Raw genomic sequence first — 19,133 nt, forward strand, 5'->3', positions numbered from 1 at the left:
TTTTTATGCCCAACCTTAGCTGGCAGCTAATGAAACGGCTCGGCAGAACGGATACCCTTCTTGGTGCTCATTGGGAGAAATTCGCTCCACGCAACCTAAGAAGAAGGGAATCATCATGGAGAAAAAACCTACCTCGGGTATGGCTATTACGGGATTGGTGCTGGGCCTTATCGCGTTCATTAGCTCGGTCGTGCCTTTGCTCAATCTGCTGTCGTTTCCGTTTGTGCTGCTGGCCATTATCTTTGGAGCCATCGGGGTATTTCAGACCGTCAAGGGCACCAAGGGCGGAAAAGGCATCGCCATCTCTGGATTGGTGCTGGGTGTCCTGGCGCTGCTGGTAACCGTGGCTATGTACGGCGGGGCCGCTGCCAGTGCGGATAACGCCTCCTCGTCCGCGTCGAGCTCTTCGACGACGACCGAGCAGACGGCGGCTTCCAGCGATGCGGCGAGCACTGGGGCGTCCTCGGACGAGGCCTCTCAAAGCGCTGCGGCCGAGGCCGCTGCCGAGCAGCAGGCCGATGCCCCCTACGTGGTGACGATCGACGGCGCCGAAATGGGCACCGACTATCAGGGCGAAAAGGCTGCCATCATCACCTACACCTTCACCAACAACTCTGACGATGCGTGTAATTTCATGACGACCATCGGCGCCAAGGCCTTCCAGGACGGCGTGCAGCTGGAGGGTGCCATCGGTGTGGACGGCGTGGACAGCCAGGATCTGATGAAGGATATCAAGCCTGGCAAGTCCATCACGGTCAAGGAAGCCTATGTCCTGGCTGACACGAAGAACGACGTCGAGGTTGAAGTGACCGAGCTGTGGGACTTCAGCAACGAGCTGATCGCCCAGCAGACGTTCCAGATGAACTAGGCGCTTCGCCTTTACAACAAGCGAGTTTTGCGTATGCCGCGTGCTTCGGTGCGCGGCATACCGTTAGAATAAGAAGGTATCAATGGCACGAAGGAGGAGGAAGAAGCGCGTGGAGGAGCCGCTGACAGAGGACATGCTGGCCGAGCTGCTCGATGCGCCGGACTTGCGCAGCTTCATCGACCGTCCCGAGGTGGGCAAGCGCACGGTGGCCGAGTACCTGACGTTTCTGCTGGATGCCAAGGGGCTCAAGCGGTCGGAAGTAGTGCGCGACGCGGGCATCAATTCCACCTACGGCTATCAGATATTCAAAGGTCAGCGTCCCAATGTGAGCCGCGACAATTTGCTGAAGCTCGCCTTTGCCATGGGCCTTTCGCGCGTCGAGGCCAATCGGCTGCTGAGGGCCGGCGGCGCAAGCGAGCTCTACGCCAAGAACCGCCGCGATGCCATTATCACGTTCGCTCTGAACAACGGCTACTCGCTGCAGCGGGCCGATGAGGAGCTTTACCGCTTCCATGAGGACACGATTGGCTAAACCGTCCAGGGGTGCCTCGGCGAGGGAGGCTGACAGCGAGAGTTCCTACCGCGCCGCCGACCTAGCCTGGTGTTCCGTGGAGCGCGCATTTGGTACCATGCGTTCCATGGAAAACGACGAACTTGCCTCATATCTCAACGTGCTGGCCCGCGACGAGTGCTGCCGGGTCGATTGCGTGCTGAAGACCTCGGATTACGAGGTCACCGAGCTGGTGAGCTTCCCTCTGGAAAACGGCGCTACCCTCGGCCCCTTTGTGCGCAAGCGTATTCGCATGGGGGCGCATATGGGCGCGGCCTACCGAGAGCTTTTCGCGGCGCAGCGCAGCGGGCGGCGCTTTCGCCATTTGCCCGTCATCAACGATGTGCACGAGCGCGATGACGAGCTCATTGTCATTATGGAGCACGTGCGCGGGCGCACGTTGCACGACGAGGTATACGAGCGCGACCCCTCGCTTGCCTTGGCGTGCGAGTTGTTTCCTCCTTTATGCGACGGTGTCATCGAGCTGCACGAAGATTTCGGCGCGCCGCTCATTCATCGCGATTTAAAGCCGACGAACGTGATTGTCAACGGCTCCAGTCTCACCATTATCGATTTCGGCATCACGCGGCCCTTCCGTGCCGAGGCCGTGGCCGATACGGCGCCGTTTGCCACGCGCGCCTATGCGCCGCCCGAGCAGTTCGGCTACGGCCAGACCGACGTGCGCAGTGACGTGTACGCCTTGGGCATGGTGCTGTACTTCCTGCTTACCGAGCGCAATCCCACGGCGGAAGTGGCCCGACGGGGGTTCGACGATCCCGAAGTGCCGCCGGCCCTGCGGCCTGTTCTGGCGCGGGCCACCGCCTTCGACCCTCAGGGCCGCTACCAGTCGGTGCGGGCGCTGAAGGGCGCCTTTACCGAGGCCGTAGCGGCTTCGGTAGCTCAGGGAGCGCCTGTGCCTCAGGGGGCGCCCGCGCCGGCGGGAATGCCCGTGGCCGCGCCGTTTTCGCCAGAGGCTGCCGCTGCGGGTATGGCATCCGCGCCGGCAACCGGTGTGGCGCCCGGGGCGCCGACGATGCCGGCGATGGCGCCGGGGGTGGGAGCGCCGCGCCCCGCAACTTCTTCTTTCGGAACCGGGGTCCCTCCCGTCGCACCTGTAGCGGCGACCGCCGCTGGAGCGGTGACGGCGCCCCCGCTTGTGCCGGCGTCGGCAAAGCCACCGCTGAAGGTCAGCGAAGTGCTCGGGGCCGTGTGGGATGGCGTGCTGCTGCTCGTGTGGCTCATGGTGGTGGGCGTGTGCCTGATGCTTCCCTTCAATCCCACGCCAGACTTGCAGAAGTACCCGTTCATCGTCTGTCTGCTCATGTATGTGGGCATGGCGATAACCATGACCGGCATGGTCTACGGCGTCATGGACAAGCGTATTTTGCGCCGCTTCATCCCCTTTATGCGCACGCAGACGTTTGGGAAGGGGCTTATCGTGGGCACGGCGCTGTTTCTCGGGGGTTTTGTCATCATGGTAGCCGTGATCGGCGGCTATACCATCGGCACGCTTTAGTGCGCGGGATCCCACCTCAGCTCCCAGAAGGCCACGGCGCTGGCGGCGGCCACATTGAGCGAGTCGACTCCGTGCGCCATGGGAATGCGCACCGTGTAGTCGCAGGCGGCGATGGTGGCCGGGGCCAGTCCGTCGCCCTCGGTGCCCAGTACCAAGGCCAGGCGCTCGATGGGCTTGAGCCGCGGATCTTGCAGGGGCAGCGACTCATCGCACAGGGCCATGGCTGCGGTGGTGAAGCCGGCGGCGCGCAATTGGGCCAGCCCTTCTTCCGCCCAGGTTCGCGTGGTGCTAATGCGCGCCCAGGGCACTTGGAACACGGTGCCCATGGACACCCGTGCAGCCCGCCGGTAGAGCGGGTCGTGGCAGGAAGGGGTCAGGAGCACCGCGTCAATGCCCAAGGCGGCGGCGCTGCGAAAAATGGCGCCGAGATTCGTGTAGTTCGTGATGTCCTCAAGAACCGCCACGCGATGGGCATTGGCGAGAAGGTCGGCCAGAGGCGGCTCGGGCTTGCGGTGAAAGGCGGCCAAGGGCCCTCGCGTCGTTTCGTAACCGGTGATCGAGCGTACCTCGTCGGTAGAGACGACGGCCACAGGCAGTGACGGATTCGCTGCGCGCAGGGCATCGATGAGGGCCGCGGAGTTGGCGAGCCAGCGCTCGTCGGTTAGCACGGCGAAAGGCTCGTAGCCCGCATCCAGGGCGCGCTGGATAACGTTGATGGACTCGGCGACGAAAAGGCCGCGGGCCAACGACTCGGCCGGGGCGTCAAGGGCGCGCGCCAAGCCGAGCAGCTGCTTGGGATCGCGCAGCTCGCCGTCGGTCATGGTGGAGAAGGGGGCGAGCCAGGGGGCTGCGGCTCGGGCCGCTGAATGGTTTCGAGCGACTTGAGGGGAGGGCGTCGTGGGAGTCATGGACTTATCCTAGGGTGGCCGAGGCGAGTGTTTCGCCGGTGTCCAGCGATTTCAGGGCAAAGGTGCCGTTCTCGTAGGTGGCGAACGAGCGTTGGCCGTCTTTGGGGAGGGACACGGAGCCGGGATTGACGTACCACACGCCGTCCCGCTCCTCGAGGGTCTTGCAATGCGTGTGGCCGGTCAGCAGGGCGGCCGGTGCCGTGAGGGGCGGATGGCTGTCGGGTGCGACCACGTGGCCGTGGGAGCAGAGCAAGGTAACCGGACCGTCGATGAGGCGGGCCGTTGTGTCCATGCAGGGGAAGTCGAGCAGCATCTGGTCCACCTCGGCCTCGCAGTTGCCCCGTACGGCAATGATGGGAACTGGGGCACCGTTGAGCAAGGTTGCCACGGCTGCGGGATCGTAGCCCTCGGGCAGCGCATTGCGCGGGCCATGATAGAGAAGATCGCCCAAAAGCACCAGGTAATCGGGGTCTTCCTGGGCGACGTGCTCCATAAGGCGGTGGGCGAACTGAAGAGAGCCGTGGATATCGGAGGCGATGACGAGCTTCATGGGCTTCCTTCCCCAGGGCGCGCCATGAGCGGTGCGCCGATTGATGACGGAAAGCCTAGTATAGAGTAAGCCGCGAGGGGCGCCGGCGGCGGGTTGCCGTGGGGCTTCGTAAGATGTCGGCCAGGGGCGGCAAGTAGCGGGCCGGATAGATGACAGCATCTGCGCGCTCAAGACGCGAGAGGAGGGCTTGGACGGCTAGGGGCGCCCCGAAGGCCGCGACCGCGTAGACGAGCGCGAACAGCAGAGGGGCACCCGCGCCCGTGAATCCGAGCGCTTCCGAAGCGGCCTGGGCCAAGATGAGGAACAGGCCTCCCATCAAAAAGAGCGCCATGGTGAAGCGGGTGAGGGTGTCGAAGAACCGATCTTGGTGGCCGCGGCGGAAGATGGTGGCGAAGAGCGATGCGAACCACAGGATGCCGATGGCGTCGAGCACGGCGTAGGACGCCTCGCCAATCCATCCGGCCATGAAGGTGATGACGCTGGCGGCGATCCATAGGGCCCCGAGAGCCCAGGCTTTCTCGCGGCTGCGCATGAGAGGCAGGCCGCGCAGCAGCGCCAGGGCCATACCGCCGGCAAGCCATACCCAGTTCTCCGCCACCGATACGACCGCATAGGGCAGGGCTGCCGTGGCTTGAACGGTGGCCGGTATCGACAGGGCGCCAACGATGGCGACCTTGACGAGCGCGGTGGCCAGCAGCAGCCCGTAGGCGTTGCGCCGGCTTTTCACAGTAGGCGTGATGGCGATAAGAAGAAAGGCCGTGTACAGGTAGCCGAGCGGCTCGACAGGGCTGAGCAACAGGGCCGATACCAGGTGTTGTAGGTTAAGTGCAGGTTCGTTGTGGGCGATGCTGTTGGCTGCGAGAATCAAGAAGGTGAACAGGGCAAAGGGGGCCAGCAGAACCAGGGCCTCGCGCTTGAGGTTCAGGGCCCACGCCCGTCGGCTGCGCACATTGCGGAAGCGTTGATACAGGTAGCCCAAGCAGAAGAAGAGCAGGGGAACTTGCAGGGGGATAAGGCAGTCGTGGAGCCACAGGGCCACCTCGGTGAGGGGCAGGGCGCCCGACCGATAGAGCGCTTCGAGGGTTTGCCCTAACACGATAAGGAGCACCGCGACGGCCTGAAGATTGAAAACCCAGGCGGTGTCGGTCTCGTCGGGAGCGCTGGCGTGCATCTCGTGAAGCGAGGGTCGCGGGGCGCCGCTCGGAAGGCTTTCGGCGACAGCGGCATCGCTCCCTGTGGGGGAGGGGCCGGCTGGTCGCTCAGCTGAAGATGATATGTTGAGAGTGCTCATCATTATTTCCTCGTCCTCACGCTATCACGGGCTCCGAGGCAATCGATGACCGAATTGCATTGTTTTCCCAACCATTACCTTCTGGTCAGCGCGAGGTGGGTTTTTGGCGCCGGTCCGAGGGGCGGCGGCCGGCGGAAGGCGAGGCGTTTTCGGCGGCGTCGGTCGTGCCATCCAAAATGAGATGCTCGAAATCGCGTCGGCGGGCAGCGTGGGCTTTGTGAAAGATATTCGAGGCATGGAATTGCACGGTACGCGGGGTGATGTCGCAAAGGCGCGCGATGTCGCCGTAGCTTCGATGCTGCAAGATCAGACGGGCGACGGTGAGCTCCTTCGCCGTCAGGTGAAGCGCGCGCAGACGACGCTCAACCGGGTCTTCGCGCTCGGCGGCCTCAGCGTTTGCAGCGGGAGCCTCCTTGCGAATAAGGCACAGGATGCCGAAGCCCATAAAGGCCAGAGCGCCCGCGAGGGTGCTGACCGACAGGGCGGCGGCGGACATTTCGAGGGGCGCCGGCCAGTCCATGGCCATGAAGCAGGCGCCCACGATCATGAAAAGGGCGAATGCGAAGCACGCCACGGCGGCGCCGCGGGCTACCGAGGAAGGCGACGGTCGCCGCCGGGGCTTGCTGGGCGCGGGGCGCGGATCGGCGCGATGGGGGTGCGATTCTGCAGTGGCGGGCGGCTTTCTCATGAGATGCTCCCTTGCGACGGGAAGGACGGGGCCTTCGTCCAGCGATGGGCGCCTGCTGAGGTGCGGCATCGATGTCGTCACCGCCGTCTTTCCGGGTGCGATCGAGCGGTGATGCTTTGATTGTAGGGGCAGTGCGCAGGAACCCATGTCGCTATAACCGAACTACCCGCTGAAAATATTGCGAGCCATGGACTTTCGCGGAAGATAGGGGACGGGAGAACGGGTCGTGATACGATGCTCAGGCTGCATGGTTGAGGCGTGCGGCTCCAATGGTCCCTGGTAAGTGAGGTGTGTGCACAGGCATGGATATGCTCATCGAGGCGCTCAAGGCGTTTTTCATCGGCGTAGTGGAGGGCATTACCGAATGGCTGCCCATTTCGTCCACGGGCCACATGATTCTGGTCGACGAGTTCGTGAAGCTGAGCGTGTCGGCGGAGTTTCTCGAGCTGTTCCTTGTCGTCATTCAGCTAGGCGCCATCATGGCCGTGCTCATTTTGTACTTCCATAAGCTCAACCCCTTTTCACCGCGCAAGACGAGCGGTCAGAAGCGCGAGACCTGGCGCTTGTGGGGCATGGTGGTCATCGGCTGCATTCCGGCGGCGGCTATTGGCCTGACGTTGGACGACTTCTTCAACGAGTATTTCTACAACGCCTGGACGGTGGCTATTGCGCTGATTGTCTACGGCGTGGTGTTCATCGTGCTCGAACAGCGCAATCGCCGTCGCGAGGCGGTGTATTTGGAGAGCCATCGGGCCGGCGCGCGCTCGGTGCGCGGGCGCCACGCACGCCCCGTGTACGAGGTGGGCCCGGGCGATGATGGCGACGATGCCGAGCAGGTCCTCTTCAAGGTGCACACGGTGGATGAGATCGACTGGAAGACCGCTCTCAAGATCGGCTGCTTCCAAATGCTGGCCATCATTCCCGGCACGAGCCGCTCGGGCTCTACCATTATCGGCGGCATGCTGTGCGGCTGCTCGCGCACAGCGGCGGCTGAGTTCACGTTCTTCCTGGCCATTCCCGTTATGTTCGGCTGGGGCGTGCTGAAACTCATCAAGTACGTACTGGCGGTGGGCATGGCCATGACGGCTACCGAGATTGTGGTGCTGGTCGTGGGCATTGTGACGGCTTTCGTGGTGTCGGTCATTGCCATCAAGTTCCTTATGGGCTACATCAAGAAGAACGACTTCACCGCTTTCGGCGTGTACCGCATTATCGTGGGCCTGGTGGTTCTGGCCTACTTTGGCGTCAAGCTGTTCTTCTAAAGGCGGAGGTCCGAGGTACTGGAGCGCTCATGGGTTTTGAGCGTCGTGCATAGAACGAAGGAAGGTACTGGATTCGGTTCGCTTTTTGCGTTTAGTTAACACTCGGAGCGCCTTTGGGGCTACCTTCAAGCACTCTGCCTTTGCTTGATAAGCGTTTTCCCAGGTTGCGGATAACCGTTAGTGTTTCCTTGACCGCTCTTCCCGTGGCACACGCTAACAGAACGCAAGAAACTGTGCGCAAAACCCCGGCGGGCTCTTACGGGAAGTTTCGCCGTTGGGTTTGTTGACTAATTGTCTTATGATAATCTGCTCTTATTGAGGAAATTGCTGCGTAAAGCGTGGAGCATGAAGCGTGCGCACGAAATGCGGAATGCGAGCTAGGGCGCGAGGGGAGCAGATGTTCAGCGAGCTGATCATAGCCTACCTGTTTTTGGGCGGCTGCGGGGGAGGTGCCTGCATCGTAATAGGCGCGCTCGGCCTGCTTGCCGACGGCCTCGATGTGCGAAGGGGCATAGCGGCCCGTTTCTGCGACGAGCGCGGAAGGAAGTACCGTCAGTTTTTCTCGGTGCTGCTGGTGGCGGCCGCTGTGGCGCTGGTGCTGGCGATTGCCTGCCTGCTGGCTGATCTTGGGCGCCTTGATCGACTGGCGCTTCTCGTCCTGGCCCCCTTGGAGAACTATCTTGTCGTGGGTGCCTGGGCGCTGGTGGCCGACCTCGGGCTGTGTGCGGCACACCTGGCGTTTTGGCAGGGGCGATGGCGTCTTTCGCTGTTGGCCTTTCGCCTAGTGTCCGGGGCGCTGGCGTTGGCCGGCGTGGTGACGACGCTGTACACGGGCCTGCTGCTGTCCTCGATGCAGGCTGTGCCTCTGTGGCATAGCGGTTGGCTTCCTGCGCTGTTTGTGCTGTCGAGCGTGTCGAGTGGACTGGCCTTGGTGCTGCTGGTGGGGGCATTCTCCCGCAGCGGGGCGGCTTTCGGCTCGGTGTTGGGAGTGCTCACGCGCCTCGATGCTCTCGTGATAATTGCGGAGGGAGCCTGCGTGGGGCTCTGGCTGTTCTCGGTGTGGACGGCGGCGGGAGCCGGCGAGCTGCTGGAAGCGCCTCTCACCTCGACGGCAGCGGCTGCTCTCCGTTCGGTTACCGCCCTGGTGAGCGGGGAGGCGGCGCCGTGGTTTTGGGGCGGCCTGGTGCTCGTGGGCCTGCTCGTGCCCTTCGGGATCGAGGGGATCGCCCTCGGCTTGCGCGTGACGCCCGATCGGGTGGGCTCGTTGCTGCGGAGTGGCTCCCTGGCGCTGAAGGCCTCAATGACGTTTTCCGTCGCTTGCGTTTTGGCGGGAGCGGTTCTTCTGCGTTTTCTGGTGGTATCGTGCGGGTTGCCGCCCTCGGCAACCTATGCGGCGCTGATCTTGTAGGACTCAACGGAAAGGCCGACTATGTTTCCCTTCGAAATCGATGAATCGAGTGATCTGCCCCTGTGGGTTCAGCTGCGTCAGCGCATTGCCTACCTTATCAACGACGGCTACTTCAAGCCCGGGGATAAGCTGCCCACCGTGCGCGGCCTGGCATCGGAGATTTCCATCAATTACAACACGGTGAACAAGGCCTATCTCAGTCTGGTGTCCGATGGCTATTTGGAGTCGACGCGCGGACGCGGGGTGTTCGTGACCGACACAGCAGCTTCAGTGGCCGAGGAGAAGGAGGACGAAGTGGATGCCGTGCTCAACGAGTGCATTGCCTCCTGTCGCGAACTGGGCTTGGGCTACGACGACATTCAGCGGGCGCTCTCGCGCAAAATCAAGCGGCTGAAGTACGAAGAGGCGCGGGGGCGCGGCGAAGTGAACGGGCGCATCATCGACTTCGAGCCGGTTGACGCTTCGGCTGGGGAAAAGGGGGCCTAGGATGGCAACGCTGGGGTTTCGAGGCGCTGCGGAGGACGAAGAGCAGTCTGCGGCGAAAAGCCGCCCGCGGGGGCGCGTTGCTCCCGATGTGACGACGGAGATTATTGGCGAGCGCGCCTCCAATAATGGCGTGCTGGTGTTTTCGGCGGTGCTGTTCGCGGGGACGGCGCTGATTGCGCTGGCGGTAAGTTGGCTGCTGGTGGACGATGTAACGCTGCCGGGGCTTATAGTTGCCCTGGTGGTGGGATTGCTGGCGGTTTCGTCGTGTCACGTTGCCCAGCAGTGGGAGCGCGTTGTCGTGTTGCGTCTGGGCCGGTTCAACCGCGTCTCGGGCCCCGGGCTCTTTTGGACGTGGCCGGTGGTGGAATCCAATACCCTGCGCATCGACACTCGTACGCGGGTCACTACCTTCTATGCGGAAGAGACGTTGACGGCGGACCTGGTGCCTATGAACGTGGATGCGGTGCTGTTTTGGCACGTGTGGGATGCGAAGGACGCTTGCGTGGAGGTAGGTGATTTCACGCGCGCTGTGGAAATGTCCGCTCAAACCGCTTTGCGCGATGCCCTGGGACGGGCCGGCGCGGCCGAGGTGGCCATTCGTCGCGAGCAGCTTGACCGCGAGCTCAAGCGCGTGCTTGAGGAAAAGGTAGCTCCGTGGGGTGTGACCATTCTCTCGGTGGAAATCCGCAACATCCTTCTGCCCAAGGACTTACAGGAAACGATGAGCCTTGAGGCGCAAGCGGAACAGCGCAAGAAGGCGCGCATCATTCTTATGGAGGCCGAGCAGGATATCTACGAGATCCTCGAAGAAATGAAGGATCTGGTAGGTGGCGAAGAGGCGGTTTCTCGCCTGCGCGCCATGCATTTGCTGAACGAGTCTCTGCGCGAAGGGGAGGGGACTGTGCTGGTGCCGAGTGCCTTTGCCGAAGGCTTCAACGGGGCTGACGGAGCGGCTGACGCACTGAAGAGCGTACTCGGCAAGTAGAAGCGACGGCAGCTGCCGCCCTCATCAGGTGTTTTAATGACAGCGTGTCATTAAATTATCCTAAAAATAGGAATATGATTTGGGGAATTGTCCTATGATAATCATTGATTGTCATAGGACAATTTGTTATGGTGGAGCCACGCGATTCGGCCGAATCCATGATGTAATTTCTTTTCAAGAAAGAGGATAGGGGGAGATCATGGAACGACAAATCGGCGAAGGCATGAGCCGGCGATCGTTTATTGCTGGAGCTAGTGCCGCTGCCGCTGTTCTAGGCCTCGGAGGGACATCGCTGGTGGGTTGCGCAAGCCAGCAGGGAGGCGACGCAGGGGGAGAAGCCCTGTCGGAGACGGGCCATCAGCAAGACGAATGGATTCCCACCAGCTGCAACATGTGCTTCAATCAGTGCAGCATCAAGGCCCATGTGGTGGACGGGGTTGTTGTCGAGTTGGCGGGCGACGAGAACGCCCCCAACGGCGGTCGTATGTGCGGCAAGGGCGCATCGGGCATTATGCAGCTGTACGATCCCTATCGCGTTACCAAGCCTATGAAGCGTACGAATCCCGAAAAGGGCATCGACATCGATCCCGGCTGGGAAGAGATTACGTGGGAAGAGGCCTACACCCTGGCCGCCGATAAGATTCGCGAGGCCGTGGCAGAGAACCCGAACAACTTTATGTGGGGCTCCGTGGTAGCTTCCTCTGTGGCCGAAGAGTACCTCTGGTTTGGTGCTATGGGCGGATGGGGAACCCAGGAATACATGATGTCGGACCTCTGCGGTGCGGGTATTCACCAGTTTTCTGACCTGTACACCACCACGGGTAATTCCGGTCCCGATTGGCGCTACTGCAAATACCTTATTCAGTTTGGTACGCAGGGTGGCATCGCAACGCGCCACGGCTACAACGTCAGTTGCGCTCGATGGGCGGACGCGCGAGATGAGGGCGCGAAGATGACCGTCTTTGACCCTCATATGTCGGCGAGTGCCCAGAAGGCCGAGCGATGGGTTCCGATTCGCCCCGGCACTGATACCGCTGCTGCTCTTGCCATCGCCAACGTCCTTGTGCACGAGCTGGATCTGCTCGATTATCCCTACTTGATCAACCGCACCAATGGCCCAAGTCTGATTGACAAGGAAACCATGCGTGTTGTCTATCTTGAGGACGGCGGTAAGTCCATCTACATGGATGAATCCGATGGGAAGATTAAGCCCTACGATGAATGTGCCGAGCCCGCGCTGGAGGGTGAATTCGACTTCGACGGCAAAAAGGTAGTGACCGCTTTCACGGTTTACAAGAATCACCTCAAGCAGTATACGCCTGAATGGCAGGAGGAGATTACTACCGTACCGGCGCAAACGATTCGCGATGTGGCTAAGGAGTTTGGCGAGGCGGCTTGCATCGGCCAAACGATCGAGATGGACGGCGTCACGCTGAACTACCGCCCGGCATGTGCCGATTTGTTCTCGGGAGCGGTCCATCATAAGCACTGCGGCCAGGCTTGTATGGCAATTATGGGGCTAAACGTTCTGGTGGGCTCGTGCAACGAGTGCGGCGGCTTCATTACGTTTGCTGCTGAGTGCCAGGGCTTTGCCGATGGCAACGATACGGTTAGCTGGACGTCTCGTGTTTACGAACCCGACGGATTGCTCCATTCTCACGGCATGGGTTCGGCGGCCAGTAACTCCATTTACGAGAAAACCTATGGCCAAGACTTCGTGGTTACCTCGGGCGGGTACAAGGAGTTGAGCCCGCTCGTCATGGATCCGCACTGGAAGTTCGTCTCCCAGGTGCAACCTGAGCTGTTCAACAACAACTTCCCTCCGTCGAAAGTTATGTTTGCCTTGGCCTGCAATCCGATTCGCTGGTGGCAAAACCATGACGAGCAGATCGAGATGTACAAAAAACTCGACTACGTCATCGGGTGCGATATCTACATGACAGATGCGTCGTACTTCTTCGATCTGATGGTGCCTGAGGCGTGCTACCTCGAGCGCTTTGAGCCCTATCCGCTCACCTACTACGCTTACAAGGGATGCGGTGGCGTTGATGTGCCTTGGATGCTCGGCATTCGCCAGCCTGTGGTTCCTGCTCGCGATGATTGTCCGTCGGCCATCGAGATCGTTAACGAGCTCATTGACCGAAGCGGTAACAACGAGGGGTACTGGATGTTCCTCATGGCCACCAAGTTCCTCAAAGAAGAGTACCTCGAGGGATATTTCGATACTACCAAGCGGTTTGATCTGGAGGCGTTTGCCGACGCGGTGTATAAGTCTGCCGTGGACGACGAGCATGGCTTGGAGTGGTTCAAGAAGAACGGCGTGTGGACCCATCCGCGCAAGGTCGAGGAAATGTATATCTACGCCAACGATCGTCCGGGGCGCGTTCCGATTTACCACGACGTGATTCTTGAGGCGAAAGAGAATTGCAAGCGGGCCATCGACGGAATGGGCGGCTTCAACTTCGAATTCGAGTACGACGAGTTCACCGCGCTTCCCACCTGGATGGAGTGCTGTGATCATCACATTGAGGACCCCGACTACGATCTCTTCCCCATCTATTGGACAGACGCGATGAACATCGATACCCATTCGGTGTACAACGCTTGGATCAACGAAGTCAACGAGCAGTCTCCCTGGCTCTACGCCATCGAAATGAACTCCAAGACGGCCGCTGCGAAGGGGCTTCAGAATGGCGACGACATCGTGCTCAAGAGTCGCGAGGGCGCGACCGTTGAGGGCAAGGTCTTCGTCAGTGAAACCGTGCACCCCGAGGTTGTGTCGGTTGTTGTCGGTAGCTTGGGATCGAAGTCCGAGTTTATTCCTGTTGGCAAGGGCAAGGGCCTGGGCATCAATCATCTGATTCCTGGCCAGGATCCGAAGCGCTTCGATCACCTGACGCAAGCGTACGACCAGTGCATTCGTGTCAACGTATCGAAGAAGTAGAGGGGGAGAGATCAATGACCTACGGAATGGTTATCAACCTGCGTAAGTGCGTGGGATGCCGTGCATGCGTAACGGCTTGCAAGGGCGCCAATGGTACACCCCCGACGATCTTCCGATCCCGTGTCGAGCAGGTGTTTGAAGGCGCCTATCCCGATGTGACGTGCCAAATTACGCCGATGCTCTGCATGCATTGCGAGAACGCGCCCTGCGTGGACGTGTGTCCCAGCGGAGCAAGCCAGAAGGGCGAAGACGGCATTGTCACGATCGATAAAGAGGTGTGCATTGGGTGCCAGAGCTGCATTGCAGCGTGCCCGTACCAGGCGCGTTCCTATATCGAGTCCGAGGATGGCTATTTCGGCAAAGAGCTGACGCCTTACGAGGAGATGCGCTATCAGGCAATGCCGGTGGGCACCGTGGACAAGTGCGACTTCTGCAAGGGCAATGGGCGCTTGGATAGCGGCGAGGTTCCTGCTTGTGCCCAGGCCTGCTTGGCCAAGGCGCGCATCTTCGGGGATTTGGACGAGCTGAAGTCCATGATCGACGAGCGCGACGCGGCTCAGTTAATGCCGGAGCAGGGAACAAACCCGTCGGTGTACTACATTCCCGCATAGTTCGGGCATGCGTGGGGGCCGGGCTTAAGCCCGGCCCCCCTGAGGGGGCTACATCCAGGAGGAGGATATTATGACTATCGATCAGATGGGGCGCCTTTTCGCGTCCGCGGATATGTACCAGGTACTAGGATACTTTGTCATCACGCCCACGGCGGCCGTGACCGACGGCCTCTATGGCGGAGAGCTGCTCGGTGACATAGAGGCCATTGCCGGCGAGCTTGACTTGCGGACGGTTCAGGCGCCCTTGCAGGAGTTTCGCGCCTGGATCGGCAAGCAGGTGGGCGCCGAAGATGCTGACACGTATTTCCATCGCGTGCGCAAAGACTATACGCATCTGTACACAAACCCGCAGTTCAGCGCTAGCACGCTTTTCGAGAGCCGCTTCTTGGGCAATGAGGAAGGCGCCAAGGGTCTTGAGATTGTGCTTGCCCAGACAGTGCAGGACCAGAAAGAGCTGTACGCCCGCATGGGCTTCGCGCCCGACTTCAAGCCGGCGCTGCGGCCCGACCATATGGCGATGCAGCTGGCCTTTATGCAGGTGCTGCGTACGAACCAGGGCATTGCCCTGCGTGACGGCAACGACGACGCTGCCGCTGAAATCGCTGCAACGGCGGCTGCGTTCCTAACGGAGCATCTTGGTACGTGGGCCATCCCGTTCTTCGAGGAAATGGAACGCGAGGCCGAAGAGGAAACCTATCGATTCATTGGCCAGCTTGGAGCGGCCTTCATGGCCCAGGAGCTGGGTCGCCTCTAGGGCGCTTCGGCTTCTTTCTACGCTGACCCCTCCTCCGAAAACGGCGTCGACCAACTCCCTCCCAGGTCGACGCCGTTTTTTTGCGCCATGGACAAGGCGAACCCACGACTTTGCAAAAGCTGCAAAAGTTTGCAAAGCCAGAAAAAGTTTGCAAAAGCTGCAAAAGTTTGCAAAACTTGCAAAAACACTGCAGTCCAGGTATGGCAAAGGAGGTTCGCGGTGGCCCAGTCGAATCCTTTTACCCCTACGTTTGGCATTGTGCCTCCCATCATGGCGGGTCGCGAGGAACTGGTCGAAGAGCTTTCCTGTGCGTTCGCCAACGGGTTGGGCGATCCGAATCTCTGCACCATTTTGGCGGGCGCGCGCGGCACGGGGAAGACGGCTTTCTTGTCTTTTATCGCCGACGAGGCATCGTCTCAGGGCTGGATTGCGGCAAAGACGACCGCTGCAGAAGGCATGCTCGAGGACATTCTTCAGCAGGCAACCTGGAATGCCCAGAGCTTTCTCGATAACATGGGCGGCCGAAAGCTCAAGGGCCTGACGGTTGGACAGCTTGTCGGTTTCGAGTGGGAGAACGAGCGGCCGGTGGCTGGCAACTGGCGCACGCAGATGAATCGCCTGCTCGAGCAGTTAGATGAATACGATATCGGTTTGCTGATCACCGTCGACGAGGTGAAGGTTTCGGTTGACGAGATGAAGCAGCTCGCGCGCATCTATCAGCATTTTGTAACTGAGGGCCGCAAGGTGGCTCTTCTCATGGCGGGGCTTCCCCACAACGTCTCCCAGTTGCTGAGGGATGACGATATCTCGTTTCTTCGCCGCTCTCGCAAGCACCACTTGGGGCGCATTCCCGATTTTGAGATCAGAGAAGCTCTCCGTCTTACCCTGCAGGAGGGGGAGAAATCCATGGGGCCAGAATCTCTTGATGAGGCAGTGGCCGCTATCGACGGATTTCCCTACATGATGCAGCTGGTTGGTTACTGTGCGTGGAGCGAGGGAGGGGCTGAAGAGGAGCTTGCTCCCGACGCGGTAAGGCGCGGTATTGCGCGGGCGCGCAAAGAGATGATCGACGGCGTGCTTGAATATACCTATCTTGAGCTTTCTCAAGGTGACAAGCGTTTCCTTGGGGCCATGCTCCAAGATGAGGGGGAAAGTTCGCTGGCTGTCATTGCCGAGCGAATGGGCGTACGCAGCAATTACGCCTCGCAGTACAAGAAGCGCCTCCTTGAGCAGGGGATCATCGGAGAACGCGTGCGGGGCTATCTGCGTTTCGATATGCCGGTGTTTCGAGAGTATCTGGCAGAACGCCTGCAAGAAGAAGATGAGCTGGCGTGAGTGCTCGAAGAGGGTGCTGTGTAAAAAGAAGCGGCTCAGTCCTGTGCCCCTCTTGTGCGCCTGCTCGAGCGAGCTCCAGTATTTTGCGCCGCGTCAATAAGGTTACCGATTCGTATCAGTTCGATGGGGGAGTGGTGACAGCGCCGTTACCGCTTTGTGCCATTTGACGACCGTCAAATAAGAAAGCCCCGATCATTCGTACCATGGCTAAACAAAAGAGAGTGCAAGACTCGCAGGGGGTCTTGCTGGTGGGCGGACGTGCCTTTCGAGCCAACGAGGGTCAAGCAGGAACCCGGTCCGCCATAGATGGGAGTAACGCCATGGAGAAGTTTCTGAACATTGTGCGGTCGAACAATATGGTTCAAGCGGTGCTGTGCATCGGGTTTGGCCTGTTTCTTATGGTGTACCCGTCCATTACCATCAACGGCGTTATTATGCTGTTCGCGGTGGCCATGCTGCTCATGGGCATAGGCTCGCTGGCTTCGTACTTCCGTGGCAAAGGCGCTCGCTATCACGACACGGGCATGCTCATGACTGGCGTGTTCTATCTCATCGTGGCTGCCATCGCCTTCATCTTCCCCAAGGCACTGGCTAGTTTCTTCTCGGTGGTGTTGGGTCTCGTGCTTATCCTGTGCGCCATCGTCAACCTGGTGCGCGCCTTCGACATGCGCCGGTTTGGCGGCAACGTGTGGATCGCCGTGCTGGCCGTCAGCATCCTGGTGGGCATCGGCGGCGTGCTCGTAGTAGTGAATCCCTTCGGCGCTACCATGACCTTCGTGCTGGTGTTGGGCAGCGTGTTCGTGGTGAACGGCGCCATGGATTTGTTCATCGAATGGTACGTGCGCGACTCTGAGAGCAAAGCCGGGGGCGGTCCCATGGCGAAGAGCCATCACGCCTAGGGCGCGCAGCACCCGTTCCCGCAATCGCCATCACCGATGGCGGAGTATCGAGACACCCTATGTTAACTTTCGCGAAAGACCCCTGCATACGCAGGGGTTTTTGCTATTATAGGCAGCACGCGTGCGGCAAGGTGGTTCCGCGTTCGCGCTTTCGGGCGCCCGGGCCCCTTTCACGCTAAAGCTTTTAATCCGGAAAGGAAATGCGATGGCAGACGAAACCAGCGCCTTGGCCGAGATCGAGAAGCATCGCGAGAAGATCGACGAGATCGATCGTCAGCTCGTGGCCCTTCTCAATAAGCGCGCCAGCCACTCTCTCGTCATTCGCGGGCTGAAGCCCGATGCCCATATGGGCCTCTACGACGCCCGCCGAGAGGAGGAGATCTTTGCGAAGATCGCCTCCTACAACGAGGGCCCGCTCTATAACGAGTACCTTCGTGCTATCTACGAGACCATCCTTCGAGTAAGTAAGGAGACGCCGTCCGTATGAGCGAAGAAGTGAAACTTGCCCCCATTCCCGATCTTGGTCAGCGTACTGACGAGATCACCATTTACGCTGGTCCTTGCTCGGTGGAGTCGGCCGAGCAGTTCGACGAGGTGGCGGAGTGCATTGCCGATCTGGGTCTTACTTGGATCCGCGGTGGCGCTTTCAAGCCGCGCACGAACCCCCATTCGTTCCAGGGCCTCGGCGAAGAGGCGCTCAAGATCATGAAGAACGCCGGCGATAAGTACGGCCTGAAGACCCTCACCGAGGTCATGGATTCGGCCCACTGCCAGCTGGTGGCCGACTACGTGGACGGCCTGCAGGTAGGCGCTCGTAACTTCCAGAACTTCAGCCTGCTGAAGAAGATTGGCGAGGTGACGGCCGACAGCCATCAGATGGTGCTGTACAAGCGCGGCTTCGCGGGCACCATTGCCGAGTGGCTGGCCGCCACCGATTACATCACCGATCACGGCAACACCAACGTGGTGCTGTGCGAGCGCGGCATCCGCACCTTCGAGACGGCTACGCGCTTCACGCTGGACATTGCGGCGGTGCCGGTCATTCACAAGCAGTCGCTGTATCCGGTGTGCATCGACGTGTCGCACCCCGCCGGCCAGCGCGACTTGGTGCCTTCCCTGGCCATGGCCGCCGTGGCTGCCGGTGCCGACTCGCTGATGATCGAGGTGCACCCCAACCCGCCGGTGGCTCTGTCCGACGGCCCCCAGCAGCTGACCCCGGCCCAGTTCCGCGTACTCATCGAGCAACTGCGCGAACTGGCCGCTGTGCTCGGCAAGAAGATCGTGTAACGCGATTCTGCTCAATTCGGTTTGAACAATGAAGGCTCTCAGCGTTGGTGCGCTGGGAGCCTTCATTTGTCGAGAGTGCCCCCTCGGGTTTTCGAGCCGGGAAGAGCACTCGCTATGCCGTGTTCGCGTGGTTGGGGAGACGCTGCGCGAGCGTCGACCGTGCCTGTGGCTGAGGATAACGGGCTTAGGCCGTCGCTGTTGCCTTAGGCGCTACTTGGAATTCGAGCCCCATGGTGTCGAGAACTTTCGCCACAGTTGAGAAGCGCGGGTTGCCCGAGCGGCTGAGAGACTTGTAGAGGCTCTCGCGACCGACGCCGACTTCCCGGGCGAGGCTGGTCATGCCCTTGGAGCGGGCGACTATGCCCAGCGCTTCGGAGAAGAGCGACGGATCGTCGAGCTCAAGTACGGCGTTCATGAACTCGATAACGTCTTCTTGTGTATTGATGTCGGCGGCTGGATCCCATTGCTCCCATTTCTCAGTCATGACTCTTCCTCCATTCGTTAAGGATTCCAGCGGCGATAGGTGGAGCTGGTTTCAATTCTCATGGTTCCCTCCTGTATTGTATCCTAAAAGATACAATAGTCAACTTCCCATGCTGTTCGCCAGTTTGACACGAGGAGGCTTCGAGCCGTTATCTCATAAACGAACAGGGGTTTATTTAGCGCAGGAGTTGCGTGAACAACGAAACACGGTGGATACCGTTCGCAACAAAATTGAAACTGAAGGCTTGCGTCCGTGCTTTGTTGTGCTAAAGTACGGCCCAGCAATTGAATAGACCTGAAACCGATGA

General features: G+C 60.3%; 20 protein-coding genes. 15 read left to right on the forward strand and 5 right to left on the reverse strand.

The window, feature by feature from the left end:
- The first annotated feature begins 115 nt into the window (after positions 1-115).
- The 3 genes from QZ307_RS00620 (at position 116) to QZ307_RS00630 (ending at position 2,934) form a co-directional block, all read left to right on the forward strand.
- Entirely contained in the window at positions 116-868 is a 753-nt protein-coding gene (locus tag QZ307_RS00620) for a DUF5067 domain-containing protein (protein WP_295994308.1), read from the forward strand.
- An 82-nt stretch (positions 869-950) separates the two neighbouring features.
- Complete coding sequence (locus QZ307_RS00625; protein ID WP_295994310.1) at positions 951-1,400, forward strand: helix-turn-helix transcriptional regulator; 450 nt, start codon at positions 951-953, stop codon at positions 1,398-1,400.
- 106 nt (positions 1,401-1,506) lie between these two features.
- The gene (locus QZ307_RS00630) at positions 1,507-2,934 is read left to right on the forward strand and encodes a protein kinase (RefSeq protein ID WP_295994313.1); all 1,428 of its coding nucleotides are present in this window, start codon (positions 1,507-1,509) and stop codon (positions 2,932-2,934) included.
- Here the strand turns inward: QZ307_RS00630 and QZ307_RS00635 are convergent.
- From QZ307_RS00635 to QZ307_RS00650, 4 genes are all read right to left on the reverse strand, one after another.
- Positions 2,931-3,842 (reverse strand): RNA methyltransferase, encoded by a 912-nt coding sequence (locus QZ307_RS00635; protein ID WP_295994315.1) that lies wholly within the window; start codon positions 3,840-3,842, stop codon positions 2,931-2,933. The two genes, QZ307_RS00630 and QZ307_RS00635, sit on opposite strands and share 4 nt — an antisense overlap.
- A gap of 4 nt (positions 3,843-3,846) precedes the next feature.
- Positions 3,847-4,392, reverse strand: coding sequence for a phosphodiesterase (gene yfcE, locus QZ307_RS00640; RefSeq protein ID WP_295994317.1), 546 nt, complete (start codon positions 4,390-4,392; stop codon positions 3,847-3,849).
- 55 nt (positions 4,393-4,447) lie between these two features.
- Positions 4,448-5,563, reverse strand: coding sequence for an acyltransferase family protein (locus QZ307_RS00645; RefSeq protein ID WP_295994319.1), 1,116 nt, complete (start codon positions 5,561-5,563; stop codon positions 4,448-4,450).
- 205 nt (positions 5,564-5,768) lie between these two features.
- Positions 5,769-6,371: a helix-turn-helix transcriptional regulator gene (locus tag QZ307_RS00650; RefSeq protein WP_295994321.1), complete on the reverse strand. Its 603-nt coding sequence runs from the start codon at positions 6,369-6,371 to the stop codon at positions 5,769-5,771.
- 308 nt (positions 6,372-6,679) lie between these two features.
- Between QZ307_RS00650 and QZ307_RS00655 the strand changes: the two genes are divergently transcribed.
- From QZ307_RS00655 to aroF, 11 genes are all read left to right on the forward strand, one after another.
- Positions 6,680-7,633 (forward strand): undecaprenyl-diphosphate phosphatase, encoded by a 954-nt coding sequence (locus QZ307_RS00655; RefSeq protein WP_295994352.1) that lies wholly within the window; start codon positions 6,680-6,682, stop codon positions 7,631-7,633.
- A gap of 397 nt (positions 7,634-8,030) precedes the next feature.
- Entirely contained in the window at positions 8,031-9,041 is a 1,011-nt protein-coding gene (gene nrfD, locus QZ307_RS00660; RefSeq protein WP_295994323.1) for an NrfD/PsrC family molybdoenzyme membrane anchor subunit, read from the forward strand.
- 21 nt (positions 9,042-9,062) lie between these two features.
- Positions 9,063-9,527, forward strand: coding sequence for a GntR family transcriptional regulator (locus tag QZ307_RS00665; protein WP_295994325.1), 465 nt, complete (start codon positions 9,063-9,065; stop codon positions 9,525-9,527).
- Position 9,528: 1 nt separating this feature from the next.
- Positions 9,529-10,512: a slipin family protein gene (locus QZ307_RS00670; RefSeq protein WP_295994328.1), complete on the forward strand. Its 984-nt coding sequence runs from the start codon at positions 9,529-9,531 to the stop codon at positions 10,510-10,512.
- 199 nt (positions 10,513-10,711) lie between these two features.
- Positions 10,712-13,456 (forward strand): molybdopterin-dependent oxidoreductase, encoded by a 2,745-nt coding sequence (locus QZ307_RS00675; protein WP_295994329.1) that lies wholly within the window; start codon positions 10,712-10,714, stop codon positions 13,454-13,456.
- A gap of 14 nt (positions 13,457-13,470) precedes the next feature.
- Complete coding sequence (locus tag QZ307_RS00680; protein WP_295994331.1) at positions 13,471-14,067, forward strand: 4Fe-4S dicluster domain-containing protein; 597 nt, start codon at positions 13,471-13,473, stop codon at positions 14,065-14,067.
- Between the two features lie 70 nt (positions 14,068-14,137).
- Positions 14,138-14,821, forward strand: a complete 684-nt coding sequence (locus QZ307_RS00685) for a molecular chaperone TorD family protein (protein WP_295994333.1) — start codon at positions 14,138-14,140, stop codon at positions 14,819-14,821.
- Positions 14,822-15,040: 219 nt separating this feature from the next.
- Positions 15,041-16,156, forward strand: coding sequence for an ATP-binding protein (locus QZ307_RS00690; RefSeq protein WP_295994335.1), 1,116 nt, complete (start codon positions 15,041-15,043; stop codon positions 16,154-16,156).
- 320 nt (positions 16,157-16,476) lie between these two features.
- Positions 16,477-17,055 carry a DUF308 domain-containing protein gene (locus tag QZ307_RS00695; protein WP_295994337.1) on the forward strand — a complete coding sequence of 193 codons (579 nt, stop codon included), beginning with the start codon at positions 16,477-16,479 and terminating at the stop codon, positions 17,053-17,055.
- 205 nt (positions 17,056-17,260) lie between these two features.
- The gene (locus QZ307_RS00700) at positions 17,261-17,542 is read left to right on the forward strand and encodes a chorismate mutase (protein WP_275207070.1); all 282 of its coding nucleotides are present in this window, start codon (positions 17,261-17,263) and stop codon (positions 17,540-17,542) included.
- Positions 17,539-18,342 carry a 3-deoxy-7-phosphoheptulonate synthase gene (gene aroF, locus QZ307_RS00705; protein ID WP_295994344.1) on the forward strand — a complete coding sequence of 268 codons (804 nt, stop codon included), beginning with the start codon at positions 17,539-17,541 and terminating at the stop codon, positions 18,340-18,342. The genes QZ307_RS00700 and aroF overlap by 4 nt, the downstream gene beginning before the upstream one ends.
- A gap of 184 nt (positions 18,343-18,526) precedes the next feature.
- On the opposite strand, the gene QZ307_RS00710 is transcribed toward aroF, so the two are convergent.
- Positions 18,527-18,826 carry an addiction module antidote protein gene (locus tag QZ307_RS00710; protein ID WP_295994346.1) on the reverse strand — a complete coding sequence of 100 codons (300 nt, stop codon included), beginning with the start codon at positions 18,824-18,826 and terminating at the stop codon, positions 18,527-18,529.
- Positions 18,827-18,935: 109 nt separating this feature from the next.
- Here QZ307_RS00710 and QZ307_RS00715 point away from each other — a divergent pair, with 109 nt between their 5' ends.
- Positions 18,936-19,118: a hypothetical protein gene (locus tag QZ307_RS00715; protein ID WP_295994348.1), complete on the forward strand. Its 183-nt coding sequence runs from the start codon at positions 18,936-18,938 to the stop codon at positions 19,116-19,118.
- Positions 19,119-19,133: the final 15 nt, after the last annotated feature.

Origin of the sequence: uncultured Adlercreutzia sp., assembly GCA_910585575.1 — a bacterium.
In the GTDB taxonomy this organism is placed as follows: domain Bacteria; phylum Actinomycetota; class Coriobacteriia; order Coriobacteriales; family Eggerthellaceae; genus Adlercreutzia.

Excerpts from the sequence above, each read along its gene's own strand:
- QZ307_RS00625 (WP_295994310.1), top strand. The coding sequence starts at position 951 with ATGGCACGAAGGAGGAGGAAGAAGCGCGTGGAGGAGCCGCTGACAGAG.
- QZ307_RS00630 (WP_295994313.1), top strand. The coding sequence starts at position 1,507 with ATGGAAAACGACGAACTTGCCTCATATCTCAACGTGCTGGCCCGCGAC.
- aroF (WP_295994344.1), top strand. The coding sequence starts at position 17,539 with ATGAGCGAAGAAGTGAAACTTGCCCCCATTCCCGATCTTGGTCAGCGT.
- QZ307_RS00675 (WP_295994329.1), top strand. The coding sequence starts at position 10,712 with ATGGAACGACAAATCGGCGAAGGCATGAGCCGGCGATCGTTTATTGCT.
- QZ307_RS00645 (WP_295994319.1), bottom strand. The coding sequence starts at position 5,563 with ATGCACGCCAGCGCTCCCGACGAGACCGACACCGCCTGGGTTTTCAAT.
- QZ307_RS00700 (WP_275207070.1), top strand. The coding sequence starts at position 17,261 with ATGGCAGACGAAACCAGCGCCTTGGCCGAGATCGAGAAGCATCGCGAG.
- nrfD (WP_295994323.1), top strand. The coding sequence starts at position 8,031 with ATGTTCAGCGAGCTGATCATAGCCTACCTGTTTTTGGGCGGCTGCGGG.
- QZ307_RS00635 (WP_295994315.1), bottom strand. The coding sequence starts at position 3,842 with ATGACTCCCACGACGCCCTCCCCTCAAGTCGCTCGAAACCATTCAGCG.
- QZ307_RS00685 (WP_295994333.1), top strand. The coding sequence starts at position 14,138 with ATGACTATCGATCAGATGGGGCGCCTTTTCGCGTCCGCGGATATGTAC.
- QZ307_RS00665 (WP_295994325.1), top strand. The coding sequence starts at position 9,063 with ATGTTTCCCTTCGAAATCGATGAATCGAGTGATCTGCCCCTGTGGGTT.
- QZ307_RS00695 (WP_295994337.1), top strand. The coding sequence starts at position 16,477 with ATGGAGAAGTTTCTGAACATTGTGCGGTCGAACAATATGGTTCAAGCG.
- QZ307_RS00655 (WP_295994352.1), top strand. The coding sequence starts at position 6,680 with ATGCTCATCGAGGCGCTCAAGGCGTTTTTCATCGGCGTAGTGGAGGGC.
- QZ307_RS00715 (WP_295994348.1), top strand. The coding sequence starts at position 18,936 with ATGCTGTTCGCCAGTTTGACACGAGGAGGCTTCGAGCCGTTATCTCAT.
- yfcE (WP_295994317.1), bottom strand. The coding sequence starts at position 4,392 with ATGAAGCTCGTCATCGCCTCCGATATCCACGGCTCTCTTCAGTTCGCC.
- QZ307_RS00710 (WP_295994346.1), bottom strand. The coding sequence starts at position 18,826 with ATGACTGAGAAATGGGAGCAATGGGATCCAGCCGCCGACATCAATACA.
- QZ307_RS00650 (WP_295994321.1), bottom strand. The coding sequence starts at position 6,371 with ATGAGAAAGCCGCCCGCCACTGCAGAATCGCACCCCCATCGCGCCGAT.
- QZ307_RS00680 (WP_295994331.1), top strand. The coding sequence starts at position 13,471 with ATGACCTACGGAATGGTTATCAACCTGCGTAAGTGCGTGGGATGCCGT.
- QZ307_RS00620 (WP_295994308.1), top strand. The coding sequence starts at position 116 with ATGGAGAAAAAACCTACCTCGGGTATGGCTATTACGGGATTGGTGCTG.
- QZ307_RS00670 (WP_295994328.1), top strand. The coding sequence starts at position 9,529 with ATGGCAACGCTGGGGTTTCGAGGCGCTGCGGAGGACGAAGAGCAGTCT.